The following is a 20,656-nucleotide window of genomic DNA, read 5'->3' on the forward strand; positions in this document are numbered from 1 at the left end:
GAAAGAAATAAGATTCTTCTTATCTCTTTCAATTTTTTACTACGTATACCTTTTTACTCGGCAATTCTAAACAATTTAGCTGGCCGCCATATACAGCACCGCCATCAATTCCTATAATACGATTGCTCCCAAAATATACGCCACAATTCTCACTACCATGAAGCGTTTTTGTTTCCGTATGACCAAATATAACAACCTTTTCATCACTATACCCACTATGAAACTCATTACGAATCCACATTAACGTATATGGTTCACATTCCGAAACATGCTTCAATGGCTCAACACCAGCATGTACAAATATATATTCTTCTGTTTCAACGTAATGATCTAATTCTTGAATAAACTTTACATGTTCATCTAATACACGAGATTGTAAAATCGGTTTTTTGAAATTCCCCTCATTAACCACAATATCTCCTTCTACAAATCCATAACTATATAAAGTCTTATCTCCACCATTCCTTTTTACCCAATGGTTCCATGAACGTTCCTCATCTGTCGTTAACGCCTTAATCATCATATCTTCATGATTGCCCTTTAGAACGAAGGCTCCATCTTCTTTTAACTCTTTTACTTTTTCAATTACTGCACACGCATTTGGACCACGATCTACATAATCCCCCAGTAAAATTAATTGATCCTGCCTTACATCGTATTGAGCCTCTACCAATAACTGTTCGAACTTTTCTATCTCTCCATGAATATCACTAATAACAAGAATTCTTTTCATATTATCCCCTTCTTTCTAAACCACTCTCTTTATAATTATAGTTCAAAACGACAGAAATTTCCGAAATCATATTCAGAATCACTTTTATTACAAACAAAGCGATTATCCTTACAACAATGTAAGTCTCTTGTCATCCAATTCGATAGTTGCAATTGCTATATTTCCTTATACTAAAAGTAAGAAATGAAACAAAAAAACAAGGAGAGATGAGAAATGAAAAAAGTGATGGAAGTTATGGTAGCAGTGGCAGAGGTTTTCGTAAATGGCAAACAAGTTGCAATGGAGTTAAACAAATAATGAAAAGGACAAGATTCATTCTAGACCCTTTACTCATATAAAAGAGATAAGACTTCTTCATTTTTTTGATCCCTTATCTCCTAAAGAAAGCCGTATCCTTTTGGATACGGCTTTCTTATTTCCATGTTCATTTACATACTTTATTATTCCTAGTTGGTTATAAACAAGTAAAATTTCTGCTTAAATTGTTTTCTCCTCCTTGTTTACTGTGTATCTATCCCCCCCCTCTTCAAATAATTTTTTCCAAAACAAAAAACCCATTTACATACACATTACTGAATCCATCATGCTAACTGATTTCTTCATTCTGTCTATCTAAATGGGATTATTTTTCGTTTTTTATTCTACTGGTTGTTGTGGCTGTACTACTTCATTCGCTCCAGCTGCCCTCAACATATTTGCAATATCTTTAAAACCTCTTTTTTCAGCATATTGCAGTGGCGTAATATTTTCCTTATTGGCCATATTTACATCTGCCCCGTGGTCAATAAGCATTTGAATTACTTTCTTATGGTTTTCACTACCATTTCCTAATACGATTGCTTCTACTAAAGCTGTTCCACCACGAGCATTTTTATAATTCACATCAATATCTGTATGCTCTAACAATTCTTTTACGACCTCTACATGGCCACGCTCAGATGCAGAAATGAGTGCTGTTCCACCTGATTTAGTCGTTTCTTTCGTATTAACTCCTGCATTAATTAGTAGCTTTACAATGTCTGTATATCCTTCTCTACTTGCATAAAGAAATGGATTACTTTGTTTCTCATCTTTACTTTCAATATTAGCACCTGCACCAATTAATGCTTTCACTGTCTCTACATGATTTTGATACGTTGCTGCAAGGATAGGTGTTTCTCCGTTGTCACCTTCTACGTTTATATTAGCCCCATCTTGAATCAGCTTCATAGCTGTTTCTGTGTCTCCAAGGGTCGCAGAAAGTAGTAACTGTTTGTCCATTAAATTTATACTTTTTTCTTCTTTAGATTCTTCCTGTTCTTTATGCTGTTCTTTTTTCTTTTCGTTTTTCACATGAACCGGTTTCGATTCTGGCTCCTCTTGCTTATCGCAAGCCACTACCGTCATTAAAAGTCCTAATAACATACATAATAAAATTTTTTGTTTTCTCACAACTACAGCTCCTATGAAAGATAATGTTTTCTTAACCATTCCTCCATCACATACAATAACTCTTCTTGAGTACATTTATCCATAAGCCCTTTATATTCCTTCTTTAATCGGATTATCTAAACTTATACCTAAGTTTCTCAACTTATATTAGCGAAGCAATTAGTTTAGCACGATTTTACCGTATTTGTATACATTTCTAAAAAGTACATAAAGTGAAACTTTAATCAGTGGGAGGGTTCACCCCACTGATTATTAGTTGAACCAATCGGGTATTTACGGGCTGTTGATCTCCCACCTAACTTCTTTGCTCCTGCCTAATTCTGAGGTGGGAGTTTTACTGCCCGTTAATACGGGGTAAATGATTGCTTTAGGTTACTATATTCCATTGTAACCGTTCTTCTAAAAATTTTACACCTTTTCTATATTTGCACCTGAATAATACTAGAAAAAGACAACTATGCAGTTGTCTTTTTCTAGTATTAATGATGCCCACCGTGATTTCCCTTTTTCGGGTTCCCCATCATTTCTTTATTCATTTCCCATTTATGCTCTGCTAGCTCTTTATACGAGAGAACTTTCCCCTTATAGTTAGATACAAAGCTCTCTGCATCTTTTTTGTTTTTAAATGAAATGACATTATAAGCCATTGGTGTTGTAATTGTTTTATCATATACATAAGTAGCGTCTTCTAACGAAACCCAATCTTTCGAATCATAATCTCGAACAAATTTTTCTTTTGTCTTTTCGCCTGGATTAATCTCCATCCATTTATACATACAACCGATATCATCAAACTTTAATGCTTTTCCATTTTCTAAAATGATTTCTGTTGCAAATTGATTATCCATTACCCCAATTTGGCAAATATCACACTTATCATGCTTCTCATCAATTGCCACAGCCTCTGCTTGTTTCTTACCACATCCTACAATTGTAAAGACAAAGAATAAGCATATAGCAAGCATTACATACTTTGTTCTCATTGTATTATTCTCCCCTAACCCTATCTTCTACAAGAAGCATATCAAAAACTTGTGTGCGATTTGTGAAAAAATGATGTGTCTTTTGTAATATATGGAACAAAAAAGATGTGTAGTTCTCTCTACACACCTCTCATCATTCACAACCTGTAATTAATAAATCATCTTCCAACCTAACTAATAATGTACCTGTATAAATTTGCTGCCCAACAACTACATTTACTAATCTTATATTTCCACTAATGCCGACTGCAACCTTTTCAAGCTCACCGTTAGTTTTTCGGATCATCATTAATTTTTCCCACTCATATACGTAAGAAGATTCATTAACAAAAATCTCTTCTACTTTTCCTTCATAAGAACTACAAATCTCTTCCATTCTTGTTTTCATATAAAACCTACTCCCTATTTCACACTTCAATATTTTCATCTTATTCTACCATTCTTACGGAGAGCAGCTTACTTTTTAAAAATTCAAATTAACTACCGTGAACAAAATGACCAAAATAAAAATTATGCTTCTAATGATGTTATTTTTCAAATTATTTACCATTTGGATGGATACTTTTATGATAAACAAAAAATCTTTTTCTGAATTTTCATTCCATTTTGAAAGCGCAATCATTTTTTGAGGGGGAGATTACATGTTAGCACTACTTGGATTTGCGATGGTATTTGTCTTTATGTTTTTAATTATGACGAAACGTATGTCTGCACTAGTCGCATTAATATTAATTCCAATTACTTTCGCATTAATTGGTGGTTTTTATGCAAATATGGGACCTATGATGTTAGAAGGAATTCAAAAACTAGCACCTACTGGTATTATGCTTATGTTCGCTATTTTGTATTTTGGAATTATGATTGATAGCGGTTTATTTGATCCTGTCATTAGTCGGATTTTGAAATTTGTAAAAGGAGACCCTTTAAAAATTGTTGTTGGTACAGCAATTCTTACGATTATCGTTTCATTAGATGGAGATGGAACAACAACGTATATGATTACTGTTTCCGCAATGTACCCACTATATAAACGCCTTGGAATGAATCCACTTATATTAGCTGGGGTTGTTATGTTAGGTGCAGGGGTGACAAATCTTACACCGTGGGGTGGACCGACAGCTCGTGTTATGAGTGCACTTGGACTAGACGCATCAGAGCTCTTTACACCACTTATACCAGGAATGATTGCTGGTACACTTTGGGTCGTTTTCGTTGCTTACTATCTTGGAAAAAAAGAAAGAAAGCGTTTAGGAATTATGGATATACAATATTTAAAACAAATGCAAACAACAGATGAGCAAGCTGCCACAGTGGAATCTGCTGTTCATAAGCGCCCTAAACTTCTATGGATTAACTTTTTATTAACCGCTACTTTACTTGTCTGTCTCATACTAGAAGTTATGCCGTTACCTGTTTTATTTACAATTGCTTTCGCTATTGCTGTTATGCTTAACTATCCGAACTTAGAACAACAGAAAGAACGTATTGCTTCTCACGCAGGAAATGTATTAGCGGTTGTTTCTCTCGTATTTGCCGCTGGAATTTTCACTGGTATTTTATCAGGAACGAAAATGGTAGATGCAATGGCTCAAAGTGTAGTCACTCTTATACCAGATGCTCTTGGACCACAACTGCCAATTATTACGGCACTTCTTAGTATGCCGTTCACATTTTTCATGTCCAACGATGCTTTTTATTTCGGCGTATTACCTATTTTAACGAAAGCTGCCGCTGCTTACGGAATTAGTGCAGCCGAAATGGGACGCGCTTCCTTACTCGGGCAACCTGTTCACTTATTAAGCCCTCTTGTCGCATCCACTTATTTATTAGTCGGAATGGCCAAAGTTGATTTTGGTGAACATCAACGCTTCACTTTATTGTGGGCAGTTGGAACGACAATGGTGATGTTGATTACTGGGATAGTAATTGGGATTATTCCAATATAAGACAAAAAGAGAGTAGAGGACACATATCCTCTACTCTCTTTTTTATTATGAAGAAACAAGAAAATACCGTCTCTCCGGTCTCCCTACACTCCCATATGTAAGTTCCGCATGTACTTTCTTTCCTGATATTAAATACTCTAAATAACGCCTCGCTGTCGACCTACTTACTCCTACCATCGCACTTAACATTTCTGCTGTAATTCCTTCTTCATTCACTGTTAACATATGCTTTTTTATTTTTGCTAAAGTTAAAGGGTCTATACCTTTCGGCGCATATTCTATTTCATTTCCCTTTACGCCTCTTTGAGACCATAGATGTTCTATTTGTTCGATAGATAATTGGTTATTTTTCTTTAACTGCACAAGCTTTTTTTGGTAATTTTCCAAACTTGCTTTAAATCGATCAAACATAAGTGGCTTTACGATATAATCTGTTACTCCGCCCCGCAGGGCGTGCCTCACTACATCTGTTTCCGATGCAGCTGTAATCATAATAATATCTGTATCATGTAAATGATGCCTAATATATGTGACAAGTTCCGTTCCTTGCATATCAGGTAAGTACACGTCTAATAAAACGAGCTGTGGTTTCACAAGATCTAACCATTCTTTCGCTTGTTCCCCAGTCGTTGCTGTTCCAATTACTTTAAACCCCTCAACCTTTTCAGTAAAACGACGATGAATGTCCGCAATTCGAATATCATCCTCTACAATCAATACTTCAATCTCCTCACCCATTACAATTCGCCTCTCTCTTTTGGTAATGCGATAATAAATAATGCGCCACCTAAATCCCCTTTTTCGATTGCAATACTTCCATTTAAATCTTCTACTAACTCTTTCACTTTTGCTAACCCATATCCTCGCTTCCCGCCCTCTTTCGTCGAGAAGCCTTTATAGAATATGCTAGTAATGACTTCATCATGAATCCCTTCTCCTGAATCTTCCACTTCAATTACTATTTCTTCTCCGATATCAGTTACAAACATTCTTACTTTCTTATCATTCTCTTCATTTCCTTCAATTGCTTCAAATGCATTCGTAATTAAATTTCCTAAAATAGAAACGACATAATTACTCTCAATATGCGGGCTTAATTTTTTTAAGCTACTTTCACGATCTAGCATAAAATCAATCTTCAACTCTCTTGCTCTATTATAGAATCCAATTAAAATTCCACCTAACCATGGATTTTGAATTCGCTTCATAATGAATTGGACAAAATCTTGATATATCGCTGTTTCCTTATGAATTAGCTCTAAAGCATCTTCATATGATTCTAACTGAATAAGTCCTGAAAGCGTATACAATAAGTTGTTATATTCATGTGTTTGCGCTCGTAATGCCTCTGTATATTGCTTCGTCTGAGATAACTCTGCTGTTAACTGATCCATTTCAGATTTCAAACGTAAGCTCGATACAACACCCGTTACTCTATTCTTTACTTTAATCGGTAAACGATTCGCAATAACAGCCTGCCCTTTTATATTTAATTGACGATCAAACTGTTCTTCACCAGTTTGAAGTATATCTAATATCGTTGAATTAGGAATTATATTTAAAATGAATTCTCCAATAATATTTCGTTGTTCATCTAGCGAAAGAATATCGTAAGCTGCTTGATTGACTAAACTAATCATTCCATTTTGATCAATAACAATAATCCCTTCCCGTACAGATTGAATCACTGTACTATGCTCTTCATATAAAGATGAAATTTCTTCTGGCTCCATCCCAAACATCATTCTTTTTATACTTCCCGCTAAATATATAGAACCAATTACCCCGATTAAAAGACCTATTATTGTAATCCAAAATACACGCTTTCCATATACTTCTACTGCTCCATGAATATCATCCATTGAAAATCCAACAGACACTACACCTATAATTTCATTTTCCTGATTACGGATTGGAACTTTCCCGCGTAATGAAGGGCCTAATGATCCAGTTGCTCTCGAAACATAAGATTTCCCTTCTAATAGAACCCCTTCATTATCTCCACCAGTCATTGCTTCTCCTATTTTATCTCGCTCTGGATGCGCATATCGAATCCCCTCTTTGTTTCCAACTACAATAAAATCAGCATCTGTATCAATTCGAATTTTCTCTGCTATTGGCTGAATGATAGAAGCTGGGTTTTCTTTTTGAAAAGCTTCTTTTATTTCAGGTATAGCAGCAACGGTTTTCGCAACATGCAAAGCACGTTTCCCAATTTGCTCTTCTACCGTTTCAGACAATATGTAATAGAATAAATAGCTTGTTAACAGAAGTACAACTAAAATAAGTGTACTAATTGTTAAAGTAATTCTCGGTTGTAGTTTTAATTTTTTCAATTTCAAAACCATTCCCCTAACATGATTAAAAGTACAATTTAAAGAATATACAGTCTTTTTTAATTATACTTAAATCATAACACGGTTACTCTATATTTCTTTCTTTTTCTCTTCGTAAAAAAAGAAACGAAGTAAAATTATTACCTCGTTTCTTAACATTTATTATTACACTTTAAACTTACCAATCATCTCTTGTAATTCCTCTGCCATTTGTGATAAGTGAACTGCTGCTGCATTTATTTCGTCTACTGAAGCTAATTGTTCTTCAGAGGAACCAGCAATATTTTGAACGCTTGCTGCATTTTCTTCAATCGTAGCTGCAATTTCATTAATGGATGCACTTACTTGTCTTGCATCTACTGTCATTTGCTTCGCTACATCTACCATGTTATCAATTTGTACAACTGTATCATCCGTAGATTTCAGTATTTCAGCAAAGCTTTGCTTCGTTTCATTTGCAACTACAAGCCCTGATTGTACTTCTGTCCCAACTTGCTTCATAGAACTTACCGTTTCCTTTATATCAAATTGGATCTCTTTCACTAGTTTTCCAATTTCCGTAGAAGACTGTCCTGATTGCTCAGCTAATTTTCGTACTTCATCTGCTACAATTGCAAATCCTCTTCCTTGCTCTCCAGCTCTTGCAGCCTCAATTGCCGCATTTAACGCTAATAAATTGGTCTGCTCTGCAATGTGTTGAATCACCTCAAGAATTGCTCCAATTTGTTTTGATTTATCATCTAACAAAACAATCACTTTATCTGATTGTGAAACAGACTCATGGATTAATTGCATTTGATTCACAGTTTGTTCAACTAACTTCCCACCATCTTCAGCCTTTTTCTTCGTATACATAGATGCTGTGGATACTAATGAAGAACTATCTGCAACACGCTGAATTCCTTCTGTAACTTCTTCTAATAATGTTGCGCCTTCTTCAACTTCTTTCGTTTGTATTTCAGCCCCACTCGACACTTGCTCTATTGCTTGTGTAATTTGTTCCGTCGCTTCACTTGTCTGCTTCATACTAGCTGTTAATTCTTCTGAAGATGCCGCCACGTGACTTGCTGAAGTATTTATATTGGAAATGACCTGATGTAATGATGCCGCCATCTCATTAAAACTTTCTCCTAGCTGTCCAATTTCATCTTTAGAATGAACTGTAATTGTTTCTGTTAAATCGCCTTCACTAATCTTTTTCGATGATATAACAAGTTGTTTTAACGGACTAATGATAGAAGCAATTATGAAGTAAATTAAAATCCCACCAATTATTAATGAAATACCAATAACAGTTAGCGTTTTATAGAAAATAGGATTAGCTGCTTCAATAATTTCTTTTGAAGGCATAATTCCTGCTATTTTCCATCCAGTCTGCTTATTTGTTATAAAGGTAACATTACGATCATCACCATCGAGTTTGAATTTAAAATCGCCTGTTTCCTGTTTGTACAATTCCTTCTCAAGTTTTTCTTCTATTTTGTCACCCGGTTTCATCGTCGGATGTGCTATTACATGTTTAGATTGGTCGAAGATTGCTACATATCCTTTTTTGCCGATATTGACCATTTTTGAAGTATTTACAATATCATTAATAATTAAATCAATACCGAGAACACCGCTCTTATCCTCATTTTGTTTTGCTATTGTAATAACAATATTCCCTGTTGTACTTGACTTATATGGGGCTGTGATAACCACTTCTCCGCTTTTTTTCGCTGCTTCTTTATACCAATCTCTTTCGGTAGGATTGTATCCATCTGGCATTTGAATAGACGGTGATTGAATAAATTGCCCCGTACTAGATCCCGTATAAATTGCTTCTATTTCTGGATGTAATTTATTATATTCTTCTAATTTATTTTGCACATTTTGGAGCTGATCAGTTCCGTAACTTACTCCGTTAAATAACTTTGTAAAATATACTGCGTCTACCTTTTTACTGTCTATCTCTTTATTAATAACATTATTTAAAATCTTTACGTTATCTTCCGCTGATTGTAAAATTGTTTCATTAAAATTTGTCTTCGCTTGTTGATAAGACGTCCAACCAATTACAATACTTGGAAGAACTAAAATGATAACAAATGACACAAGTAACTTTGCTTTTAAACTACTTCTCCTTAATTTCCCTTGAAGCATATCTCTACCCCTCCATACCGTTTTAAATGTAATTACCTTACATTTAATTTCTTTATATAAATTATACGATTAAAATATATCAACTCTTTATCTCTTTTTCTATTAAAGAATTAATACATACCCTTTTCATTCTATATAAATTAAATAATTAAAACAATATATTAAAATGTACATTATTCGAATAATTCACAGAAGAACCTCTAGTATCTCACTTACTAGAGGTTCCACCCACTATACTATTCTTTATCTTTATCTTTATCTTTTTCTACTTCTTTTTTCTCATCTTCTACTACAGATACAATAGGTTTATCGTTTGATAATTGTTGAACCGCTCCTTTTCCAGCAAATCCTTCTAATAACTCTTTTAAATCAATGCCAGAAGAAGCTTTTAATGTTTCTTGCATCGTTGCCATTAAATCAGTCGCATAACCTGCAACTTTTCCGGCGCCGCTATTTTTACCACCGCCGCCTGTATCGACAACTGTAATTTTATCAATATTGCTAAGTGGGCTAGCAACTTCCTTCGCATAACTTGGAAGCATTTTAAGTACCATATCCATAATTGCCGCTTGGCCATATAACTCAAATGCCTCTGCAATTTTTTGCTTCGCTTCTGCTTCTGCTAAACCTTTTAACCTAATAACATCTGCTTCCGCCGTACCTTGTGCTTTTTGTACTTCCGCTTTTGCTTGACCTTGCGCTTTTTCGATTTCCGCCTTCGCTAAACCTTCCACACGTACTTCTTCCGCACGCGCTCTCGCTTCAGCCTCAATCTTATATTGATCCGCATCTGCCTTTTTAATTTGTTTTACTTTTTCTGCTTCCGCTGATTGCTCAACAGCATAGCGATCGGCATCTGCTTTTTTCTTTACTTCTGCATCGTATTGCTTTTCACGACGCGCAATCTCTTTTTCTTCTAATTCAATTTGTTTCTCACGCTCAATGATTTTAACGCGCATTTGCTCTTCTGTAACACCTTGTTGCGCTTTCGCTTGTTGTAATTCGTAAGAAAGATCGGCGTCTGCACGAGCTTGTTCTTGCTCTCTCTTATAAGATTGTACTTTTAATTCTTTATGTTTTTCAGCTTCAGCGATTTGCGCATCACGTTGGTATTCAGCTTCTTTCGCTTCTTTCTCAGCACGAGCTTTTTCAATACGAGCTTCTTTTTCACGCTCTGCATTTGCAATTGTTGCATCACGCTTAACCGTCGCAATTTGTGGCTGACCAAGTGCATCTAAGTAACCGTTCTTATCCATAATTTCTTTAATTGTAAAGGAAACGATGCGAAGACCCATTTTCTTTAAATCTGTAGAAGCTACTTCATGCACCTTTTGAGCAAATTGCTCTCTATTACTATACGCATCTTCTACTGTCATAGAGGATAAAATCGCACGTAAATGACCTTCTAAAACCTCTTTTGCTTCTACTTTTAACTCTTCTGTTTCTTTTCCTAAATATTGCTCAGCTGCTGTCGATACTTCTTCAATTGTAGAACCTACTTTAATAATAGAAACACCATTTACTGTAACTGGAACACCTTGCTTCGTATACGTATCGCGTGTACCCACTTCTAACTTGTAATTTAGTAAGCTTAAAGGTTCTGCTCTTTGCATAATTGGAACTACGAATGTACCGCCACCGCGAATAATCTTAATCTTCTTTCCATCATCAGTGGTAACTACATTTTTCCCACCACCAAGCCAATTCCCTGTAACAATTAACGCTTCATCTGGTCCAACTGTTCGATACTTCGTAATGAATACTAAAATGAGTAGAATTAAAATTGCGAGTAAAACTCCACCAATAATTAATGGAATCGTCATGTAAATTCCCCCTTACAATTTTGGTTTTTTTAAAGAATAAGCGATGTTTTGTACAAGCAAAACACCATCTTGGACTCCCTCAATAATAACTTCAGTTCCTTGTGAAATATCTTTTTTCCCAATTGTTTTAGCTGGAATTGCATTACTTCCAAATTGGGAGGAAATTAATACTTCACCAAATCCTTCTTTAGGAATTGTCGTAATGACTTCTCCCTTGCAACCAATGAATTCATCCATACGTTGCACAGTATTTTGTTCTGCTTCTGCAATTGGCTTTAAAATTAGTATTTTCATTATGAATACACCAATAAAGGATATAGCACATGCAGCCCCGAAAATAAGAATGCTATTAAAGGAAAATAAATATTCTCCTATATAACTAAGTCCACATAACATGGCGAAAAAACTAAGTAATAAAGTAACAACGGATACCGATCCGCCTCCAAAACTAAATATGGATTCAAATATATCTCCAAAAAAGATATAAATCACAGTGAGTATAGTAGCAACAATAAATCCGTATAAATAAATTGTTTCAAGTGGATAACCAAACAAAACCATTTCTTATCCCCCTCTCTTAAACAATCCCTTTTTTGTTATGTGTATGCCCCACCTCTTTCAAAGATTATTGTTCTTAATTTTCAGTCATTTACCTTTTAAAGAAAAGCCTGTAAGACAGGCCCCCTAAAAAAGAACAGGAGAAGCCTATTGTGACAGGCTCCTCCTAGTAAATAACCGATATATTATATATCTATATAATATATTATTTTCCACAAAAAGTAAAGTTAAACATACATTGGAAAAGCATTTATTTTACTGATAATTCGTAAGTTCCATCGCCATTATCATATTTATATACATACAAATAATATTTACCTGGTTTTGCATTAAAGTTTGCCTCTATATGATTTCCATTTGCTTGACCGTAAGCAGCATAATTTTGCATATCTGATTCATGGTGAAGTACCCATGTCATCCCGATTCCATACTCATTTAAAACGGAAATATCGATATCTTTCGCTGATGCTACATTAAATGTATAAACATCAGTGTGATCTCCGCCGATAAGGCTACCTTTTATAGTAGTGTTTAGTCCAATACGATTTGCTTCCTCTGGGCGATTATTTGGTTCTGATTCTGTTAAGCTTCCATCTTTAACCGTAACCGTTGTTTCGCTTTTGCTCTCTTTTCCTTTATCATCTTTTACTATTAACGCTACTTTATATGAACCTTCTCTTTCATATACATGTACCGGATTTACTTCTGCACTTGTGCTTCCGTCTCCAAAGTCCCATAAATAAGAAACGATTTTTCCATCTTCATCTTTTGAGCCGTCGCTTTTAAATTGAATACCTTCTTTTACAAGTCCATTATAAGGGCCATTTATATTAACCGTTGGAGCTTTATTTTCTCCGTCATCTTTTGCGATACCGTGGAAGACTACATCATATTCAAATTCATTTGAGCTATTTACACGATAATTGACGAAATATGCTGTAACAGTTTTGTAGCCACTCCATTCTTTTTGCGCAAGTTGTTCCAAAGCTTCATTTACTTTCTTACTCATTGCGTTCCAATCTTCTGACTCACCTTTTGTTACACTACCTGTATACGTACCTTCTAATGTAAATGTATTAAAGAATTGGGAGCTATGTTTTGTCATTTTTGCATCTTTCATCGGCAACGTTTCAGTCATTTCTTTCTCTACTGCTGTTAATGATTTTGGGGCATGTTCAGCTAAATAATCATCTGCTACTGCCGGTACATTATATTTATCTTGATTATCGATTAGCTGCTGCATATACTCTTGATACTCTTTATTTAACTTAGGATCTTTACTTAGATTTTCACGATATGCATCATAATTTTTTACGTCATTCGCACGAATCAAATCTTGAATTTTATCAAATGTTTCAAACTGATGCGTATATAAGTAAGACTGCAATGCGAACGAGTAATTATAGAAATCCCAAGAACCGTATTTAGCAAATAATGTACGCTCTGCTGTATAACGACTTGCAGGATCAGATGATAATCCACTAATGATGCTCTTTCTCGGTACTACATTATTTGTTCGAGTAGACCCTGCGAAAAACTCTGCATTTCCTTCTTGGAACCAAGTTAACCTTTCATTTTGATACATATCTCCTCTTCCGAATAAACCTGGCACTTCATATCTCCCTTGAAGATAATGGGTAAACTCATGGCGGAATAATTCTTCTAAACTATAAATACTTTGTTCTGGCGTGCGTTCATATGTAAAGAATGTTCCTGTTTCTTCAATATAAATTCCACCGTTGTTCGTTTCATATCCATACAGTTGTCTATTTAATTGGTACTCTTCTGGACTGTTATAAATTACGATCGTTAATATATCATCTGCATTGCCCGGCTCTAACGCTTTATCATTCCCAATTACACGATGATACTGCGCTTTTACTTCCTTTGCAGCCCAGTATAGTCTCTTAATTTTTTCTTCCGATACTTTATCTCCTGTTTTAAATACGATAGATCCATCATCAAATGTATACGTTTTTGGTAAGTACTGCTCTTTTCCTTCTTTACGTATTTTCTCTAAATCTACTGTATTCCCGCTATAATCTTTTCCGTTATAATTTGTTGTAATTTGTTCTACTGCGACAAAATACGGTTCACTTAAACGTGGATACATATGCATTGCCTGTGTCACAACTTCTAATCCTTTATTTGGATTGCTATGAAACTTCCCTAAACGACTAGCAAAGTAAATTCCATTATTAACGAGCCACTTATTTTCTGGTGTTACTTCATTTAGAAGAGCAATACGATTTATTTCATTAATAAACCCATCTACTTTTCCATACCACATCGTTTCATTCGCTTCTTTACGAGCCTCAATTAAGTAAGACTGTATATCATAGTCAATCCCTTGCATAATATCGTATACAGCTTGTCCTTTCATACGATCGTCTACATACGTATGAAGATTATCATTATATTGTTTTAAAATATTAGCTGCGTATTGAACCGTTTCAACATCACTTGAAGCGTTACTAATCAATTTTCCGTATGCAGATACGACTGTATCTTGCTCATCTGTACCTAGCTTAAAGTTTGGGTTATTCGCAATTGCTTTTAAAGCAGGTAAACATTTGTCCTGGAAGCTTCTTTCATTTAATTCACTTAATTCATTATTATAAAATGCCAAATAAAAAGCTGAACGTAACACTTCCGTAAACGTTTGAATTCCTTTTGAATCATCTTTCGTAAATGTACTACCTCGATGAGCTAATTCATCTATAACGACTTGCATTTTCCCTTTATCTTTATAAAAGGACTTTGCATCTTCATTAAACTGGAATAAGTCTGTAATTTGATGCCACTTAATACTGCCTAACGTTTCAACTAATTCTTGATCATTCATCTTGTTTAAATCAGCCATTGAATAGCTTTCTTTAACTTGCTTTACTGTCGCTTTGTTCGTAATAGATGCTGGTCGCTGTGAAAAGTCTCCTACTTTTAACCGTTCTTCAAACGATAATGTTTCCTCCGCTTTAGAAACGTGTCCAATCTCATCTACTGGTTTTTCAATTCCAACTGGTTTCGAATGCAATACATTATATGGCACCTTTTCTTCTGCTGATGCATGAGTTTGAATTGCCCCCAGCGATAGAGCCATTGTACTAATACTAAGCATTACTTTATTAATTTTTGATTTCTTGTTCATATCCTTGCCCCCTATTCAAATATTCCATTCACGAATTTAACATAAAATCTAGATACAACAATATAAAATGCAATATTTCATATTATTTCTTCTTACATTTTGTACATATCGTGAACAATCTCCCCACTATCTAGCCGCCAATAGTTATGAATCTTTAGCGATTAAACAGTCCTTTTACACATGTTAAAAATCGAATTTTTTGACAATTAACCCTTTAATTGTTATGATTAATATAATTGTTAACTTTATTAAACAAGGGTGGGATTCTATGATAAAAAAAGAGAACAGTGTATTTTATATCTCCATCTTGCTAACAACATTATTCATCATATGGGGAATTACCCCGGCAAGTTGGATACAAGGCTATGATTTACAAAGCGTTACATCTTCCTTAAATTCATTTATCCTCAATAAATTTGGATGGTTTTACTCTCTACTTATGACCGCAATGATTATTTTAGCCGCTTATTTAGCATTTTCTAAGTACGGTTCTATTCGTCTTGGTAAGGATGGAGAAAAACCAAAGTATAGTTATCCATCTTGGCTATCCATGTTATTTGGGGCAGGAATGGGAATTGGACTCCTCTTTTATGGAATCGCTGAACCGATTTCACACTTTACAGATCCACTAACAGGAAAAGCAGGTACAGAGGAAAGCGCCAAGCTCGCTATGCAATATTCATTTTTCCACTGGGGTCTCTTTCCATGGTCACTATACGCAATGGTTGCTTTAACAATTGCATATTTCACATTCCGCAAACAAAAAGGTAGCACAATTGGGGCTACAGTTACTCCATTATTTAATCGATCGAAAAATTCTCCTATCGGAAAAACAGTTGATATTTTAGCTGTTTTAGCCACTGTATTCGGTATTGTGCCATCTGTTGGGATTGGTGCTCAACAAATCGCCGGAGGATTAAGCTATTTATTCCCTTCTATTCATAACACTTTACTTACACAGCTCATACTTATCGCCATCTTCGCTGTTTTATATTTAACAAGTGCACAAACAGGCTTAGATCGTGGGATTAAATATTTGAGTAACTTAAATTTCTCTCTTGCAGGTATATTACTCGTCTCCTTTTTACTTTTAGGACCAACTGTATTTATTATGAAATATTTCACATCTACACTCGGTTCTTATATTGGAGCTTTACCTAGTATGGGATTAAATTTAGGAGCATTTAATGAAAAATCTTCTTCTTGGATAGAAAACTGGACTATTTTCTATTGGGGATGGTGGATCTCTTGGTCTCCATTCGTCGGTACATTCATCGCCCGTATTTCTAAAGGACGCACAATAAAAGAATTTATTTTTGGAGTTGTATTAGTCCCAACTCTCATCTGCACATTTTGGTTTGCAGTATTTGGCGGTACCGCTATCCATATGGAAATGTTCCAATCGCTTGGTATAGCTGATGAAATCGCAAAAAATGGTACAGAGATTGGATTATTTGCTGTTATTTCACATCTACCGTTCTCTACATTTTTAACAATTATCGGGTTAATTTTAGTAGCCACATTTTTCGTTACTTCTGCTGACTCGGCAACATTTGTCGTTTCTATGCAAACGAGTAACGGAAGCTTATCACCAAAAAATAGTTTAAAACTTATATGGGGATTAACAATCGCGATCATTGCAGCTATTTTATTACAAGCTGGAGGATTAAATGCACTGCAAATTGCAGCGATCATCGCAGCACTACCATTTTCTATCGTAGTCGTCCTTATGATTACTTCACTCTTTAAAGAGCTACGAAAAGAAGACGTTAATTTGCAAACGAAAGAAGTTCCGAAAAAAATAAAAAAGGTTATGTAACGATTGGCACCTCTTCTTTTAGAAGAGGTGTTTTCTACATTCATTTCATTTATTTTCCCAAAACAAATAAAACCTACTTGTTTTATAGGGATTATATGTTATTATAAAGGAAATAAATTGAATCTTTTTACATTTATTTACTAACCATTAATCTTTTTTTCTTGATATCTAAATGAAGGGAGGTTGTCCATGTGGAGATAGACATTGATTTTATGAAGGAGCAAATTCCACTATTTGTAGATAGTGCACTATTAACTTTAAAAATCGCATGCTTCGCCATTATCATTTCATTATTTATTGCGAGTATAAATGGTTTAATTCTGTTCTTTCGAATTCATATTATACATAAAGTTGTTCGCGCTTATGTGGAAGTAGCCCGAAATACACCTTTACTCATTCAATTATTTTTCTTATATTTCGGTTTACCATCATTAGGTATTAAATTATCTAATTTTTCAATCGCATTACTTGCAATGTGTTTTTTAGGTGGTGGATATATGACAGAGGTCATTCGATCTGGTCTTGATTCAATATCCAAAAGCCAAGTGGAATCAGGATATGCCATTGGATTAAATAAATGGCAACTATTTAGATTTGTAGTTTTACCACAAGCTGCAACTATTTCTGCACCAGCCCTATTTGCTAATTTTATCTTTCTATTAAAAGAAACATCTATCGTTTCTGCGATCGCTGTTCCTGAATTGTTGTATACAACAACGAATTTGATTTCAATTTATTACAAAACATCTGAGATGCTCATTATGTTAACAGCTTCCTATATCTTTCTTTTTGTACCACTATCATTTCTACTATCTTGGTTAGAAAGGAGAAATCGTTATGGGCAATTCGGGCATTAATCTACTAATTGAATCACTCCCGCAATTGCTAAAGGGACTAGAACAAACATTATTAATTGCATGTTTTACAATCATCATTAGTACAATTGGTGGAATTCTATTTGGAATTATTCGTACATCAAAGATTGCTATTTTAAGATTTATTTCAAGAACTTATATTGAATTATTTCGTTCTATCCCAATCCTTGTTTGGTTGTTTCTTTTCTTTTTCGGTCTTCCAATTGCTCTAGGGATAGATGTTTCTAGTACAGTAGCCTCTATTACAGCTCTATCATTATGGGGAATCACAGAAATTGGAGAAATTGTAAGAGGAGCACTTCAGTCCTTACCAACAGGCCAAGTAGAAGCTGGAAAATCTATTGGAATGAATAAGAAGCAATTATATCAATATGTACTCATTCCTCAAGCAATACGGCGAATGATTCCCGCTACAATAAACATCTTCATTCGTATTATTCAAACGACATCTTTGACCGTTTTAATTGGTGTAACTGAAGTCATAAAAGCTGGCCAACAAATTGTAGAGCGAACAGGAGAAGCATTTCTCATATATGGTTGCTTATTTATTTTTTATTTCTTACTTTGCTATCCATTATCTGTTTGGTCAAGAAAACTAGAAACAAGATGGATATAGACAATTCAATAGTTTGAGAGGAGAAGAAATATGACTGCTCCATTGTTACAATTGCAAAACATCTATAAGTCATACGGTGAGAACCATGTTTTAAGAGACGTAAGCTTACAAGTATTTTCCGGAGAAGTCATCGTTATTTTAGGACCAAGTGGTTGCGGAAAAAGTACATTATTGAGGTGCTTAAATGGACTTGAGAATATCCAAAACGGGCAAATGCTTTTTCATGAAGCCCCCCTTCCGAAAAATGATGTTAACTGGCAAAAACTTCGTCAAAAAATCGGAATGGTTTTTCAAAGTTATCATTTATTTCCGCACATGACTGTTTTAGAAAACATTTTACTCGGTCCTCTAAAAGTACAAAAACGAAATAAAAGTGAAGTATTAAAGCAAGCGGAACAATTATTACTAAAAGTAGGATTACTAGAGAAAAAAGACGCCTATCCAAGAGAGTTATCTGGCGGACAACAACAGCGTATTGCAATTGTTCGCACTCTCTGTATGAATCCTGAAGTCATTTTATTTGATGAAGTAACAGCTGCATTAGATCCTGAAATGGTCAAAGAAGTATTAGAAGTCATTATGAACTTAGCTAAACAAGGTATGACAATGTTAATCGTCACTCATGAAATGGGATTCGCAAAAGCTGTTGCCGATCGAATTATTTTCATGGATAAAGGAGAAATTTGTGAAACAGGAGATCCAACTACTTTTTTCACATCTCCACAAACAGAGCGTGCGCAACATTTCTTAAATCAATTTTTCTATATTGAAACGGTGAAAGGAAGAGATATTATATGAAAAAATTACTAACATTTATTATGATCGGACTGCTTTCTATTTTAGTCGTTGCATGTGGTTCAAATGAAAAGAAAACAGAAAAAACCTCGGCAAAACCAAGTGGGAAAATTGAACAAATAAAAGAGCGCGGTGAACTAGTCGTTGCTGTTTTTACAGATAAACCACCATTCGGTTACGTTGACAAAGATGGTAAAAACGTTGGATTTGAAATTGATATGGCAAAACGTTTTGCGAAAGACTTATTAGGTGATGAATCAAAAGTGAAATTTGTTCCCGTTGAAGCAGCAAGTCGCATTCCATATTTACAATCTGATAAAGTAGATTTCGTATTAGCAAATATGACTGCAACAGATGAGCGAAAAAAGGTAGTTGATTTTACAAATCCACATTTAAAAGTAGCTGTACAAGTGCTTGTTAAAGATGGTAGTCCTATTCAATCAGTAAAAGATTTAGAAGGTAAAAAAGTAATTGTAACAAAGGGTACAACTGCAGATATTTATTTAACAAAGAATATGAAAAACGTAGAATTGATTAAATTTGATAAAAATACAGAAGCGTTACAAGCACTAAAAGATGGCCGTGCTGATGCATATGCTCAAGACAATCTTGTCCTTCTATCTTGGGCAAACAAAAACCCTGGATTCCACTTATTAAAAGATAAATTAGGTGGAGATGACTTAATTGCTATAGCAGTGAAGAAAGGTAACAAAGAAGTGCATGATTGGGTAAATAAAGAGCTTGAAAAACTAGGAAAAGAAAACTTCCTACATACACTATATGACAAACATCTAAAAGAAGAATTCGGTCCTCAAATTAGTCCTGAATCCGTTATTACTGAGGGCGGCAAAGTAAATTAAATAAAACCCATTCGTATGAAATATACTCTTCATACGAATGGGTTTTTACTCTATTATATAGTGTTGTAAACATAAATAATCATATTACGTTATAATAATATAAAACGTTTTTATTTCTTAAATAATCTCTTTCTAAATACAAACATACTCAGCGCTGAAAGAACTAACGCTACGCCTGAAAGTAATGTTGATGTATTCTCTTGTCCACCTGTTGCTCCTAATGATTTCTTGCTTTCTTCTTGTTTATTAACAGCTGGTTTACTTTCTTTCATTTTTTGATTCTCTACTACTTTTTCTTTCACAACTTGATTATTCACGTTTTGTTCTTGAACTACTGCTGATTGATTTACTGCGTCTTTTGAACCTTCAATTCCTGGTGTTGGCTCTTTTGACTCTTCTTTCGGACCTTCAACTTCTTTTCCTGGTTCTTTTACTTCTTCTTTTGGCTCTTCAACTTCTTTTGTTGGCTCTTTTACTTCTTCTTTTGGTTCTTCAACTTCTTTGGCTGGTTCTTTTGACTCTTCTTTCGGACCTTCAACTTCTTTGGCTGGTTCTTTTGACTCTTCTTTCGGACCTTCAACTTCTTTTGCT

17 protein-coding genes and 1 pseudogene are annotated in these 20,656 nt (G+C 34.7%); 6 read left to right on the forward strand and 12 right to left on the reverse strand.

Annotated elements, in window-relative coordinates; all coding sequences use genetic code 11:
• Positions 1-28: 28 nt before the first annotated feature.
• The 4 genes from MR070_RS19270 to MR070_RS19285 all read right to left on the reverse strand — a co-directional run bounded on the left by MR070_RS19270 (position 29) and on the right by MR070_RS19285 (position 3,535).
• Complete coding sequence (locus tag MR070_RS19270) at positions 29-733, reverse strand: metallophosphoesterase (RefSeq protein WP_242261826.1); 705 nt, start codon at positions 731-733, stop codon at positions 29-31.
• Between the two features lie 636 nt (positions 734-1,369).
• A complete protein-coding gene (locus MR070_RS19275) occupies positions 1,370-2,239 on the reverse strand; it encodes an ankyrin repeat domain-containing protein (RefSeq protein ID WP_000287350.1) in 870 nt (289 codons plus the stop codon).
• A gap of 404 nt (positions 2,240-2,643) precedes the next feature.
• Positions 2,644-3,147: a nitrous oxide reductase accessory protein NosL gene (locus tag MR070_RS19280; protein ID WP_001259403.1), complete on the reverse strand. Its 504-nt coding sequence runs from the start codon at positions 3,145-3,147 to the stop codon at positions 2,644-2,646.
• 133 nt (positions 3,148-3,280) lie between these two features.
• Positions 3,281-3,535 (reverse strand): hypothetical protein, encoded by a 255-nt coding sequence (locus MR070_RS19285; RefSeq protein ID WP_000857647.1) that lies wholly within the window; start codon positions 3,533-3,535, stop codon positions 3,281-3,283.
• A gap of 253 nt (positions 3,536-3,788) precedes the next feature.
• Between MR070_RS19285 and MR070_RS19290 the strand changes: the two genes are divergently transcribed.
• Entirely contained in the window at positions 3,789-5,093 is a 1,305-nt protein-coding gene (locus MR070_RS19290) for a CitMHS family transporter (RefSeq protein ID WP_242261827.1), read from the forward strand.
• 45 nt (positions 5,094-5,138) lie between these two features.
• Here the strand turns inward: MR070_RS19290 and MR070_RS19295 are convergent, their stop codons facing one another.
• From MR070_RS19295 to colA, 7 genes and pseudogenes are all read right to left on the reverse strand, one after another.
• Complete coding sequence (locus MR070_RS19295; protein ID WP_000503476.1) at positions 5,139-5,831, reverse strand: response regulator; 693 nt, start codon at positions 5,829-5,831, stop codon at positions 5,139-5,141.
• Positions 5,831-7,441 (reverse strand): ATP-binding protein, encoded by a 1,611-nt coding sequence (locus tag MR070_RS19300; protein ID WP_472927050.1) that lies wholly within the window; start codon positions 7,439-7,441, stop codon positions 5,831-5,833. The genes MR070_RS19295 and MR070_RS19300 overlap by 1 nt, the downstream gene beginning before the upstream one ends.
• Positions 7,442-7,594: 153 nt before the next feature.
• Entirely contained in the window at positions 7,595-8,542 is a 948-nt protein-coding gene (locus MR070_RS27240) for a methyl-accepting chemotaxis protein (RefSeq protein WP_373418828.1), read from the reverse strand.
• Positions 8,534-9,571 (reverse strand): annotated as a pseudogene (locus tag MR070_RS27245) (HAMP domain-containing protein); the annotation flags it as partial. The pseudogene MR070_RS27245 and the gene MR070_RS27240, both read right to left, overlap by 9 nt.
• 236 nt (positions 9,572-9,807) lie before the next feature.
• Positions 9,808-11,394 carry a flotillin family protein gene (locus MR070_RS19310; protein ID WP_242261830.1) on the reverse strand — a complete coding sequence of 529 codons (1,587 nt, stop codon included), beginning with the start codon at positions 11,392-11,394 and terminating at the stop codon, positions 9,808-9,810.
• A 12-nt stretch (positions 11,395-11,406) separates the two neighbouring features.
• On the reverse strand, positions 11,407-11,955 hold the full coding sequence (locus tag MR070_RS19315) for an NfeD family protein (protein WP_242261831.1): 549 nt from the start codon (positions 11,953-11,955) through the stop codon (positions 11,407-11,409).
• 247 nt (positions 11,956-12,202) lie between these two features.
• Positions 12,203-15,100: a collagenase ColA gene (gene colA, locus MR070_RS19320; protein WP_242261832.1), complete on the reverse strand. Its 2,898-nt coding sequence runs from the start codon at positions 15,098-15,100 to the stop codon at positions 12,203-12,205.
• Between the two features lie 268 nt (positions 15,101-15,368).
• Between colA and opuD the strand changes: the two genes are divergently transcribed.
• The 5 genes from opuD to MR070_RS19345 all read left to right on the forward strand — a co-directional run bounded on the left by opuD (position 15,369) and on the right by MR070_RS19345 (position 20,065).
• Positions 15,369-16,919 carry a glycine betaine transporter OpuD gene (opuD, locus tag MR070_RS19325; protein WP_138322508.1) on the forward strand — a complete coding sequence of 517 codons (1,551 nt, stop codon included), beginning with the start codon at positions 15,369-15,371 and terminating at the stop codon, positions 16,917-16,919.
• Positions 16,920-17,110: 191 nt separating this feature from the next.
• Positions 17,111-17,776, forward strand: coding sequence for an amino acid ABC transporter permease (locus MR070_RS19330; protein ID WP_000401822.1), 666 nt, complete (start codon positions 17,111-17,113; stop codon positions 17,774-17,776).
• Complete coding sequence (locus MR070_RS19335; RefSeq protein WP_242261833.1) at positions 17,757-18,410, forward strand: amino acid ABC transporter permease; 654 nt, start codon at positions 17,757-17,759, stop codon at positions 18,408-18,410. Before MR070_RS19330 ends, MR070_RS19335 begins: the two co-directional genes overlap by 20 nt.
• 30 nt (positions 18,411-18,440) lie before the next feature.
• Positions 18,441-19,208 carry an amino acid ABC transporter ATP-binding protein gene (locus tag MR070_RS19340; protein WP_000126487.1) on the forward strand — a complete coding sequence of 256 codons (768 nt, stop codon included), beginning with the start codon at positions 18,441-18,443 and terminating at the stop codon, positions 19,206-19,208.
• Complete coding sequence (locus MR070_RS19345) at positions 19,205-20,065, forward strand: transporter substrate-binding domain-containing protein (RefSeq protein ID WP_000735562.1); 861 nt, start codon at positions 19,205-19,207, stop codon at positions 20,063-20,065. The genes MR070_RS19340 and MR070_RS19345 overlap by 4 nt, the downstream gene beginning before the upstream one ends.
• Before the next feature lie 110 nt (positions 20,066-20,175).
• Here MR070_RS19345 and MR070_RS19350 read toward each other — a convergent pair.
• Positions 20,176-20,656: LPXTG cell wall anchor domain-containing protein (locus tag MR070_RS19350; RefSeq protein ID WP_242261834.1), on the reverse strand; the 481-nt coding region annotated here is incomplete at its 5' end.

Source organism: Bacillus cereus group sp. BfR-BA-01453 (assembly GCF_022662915.1).
Taxonomy (GTDB): domain Bacteria; phylum Bacillota; class Bacilli; order Bacillales; family Bacillaceae_G; genus Bacillus_A; species Bacillus_A paranthracis.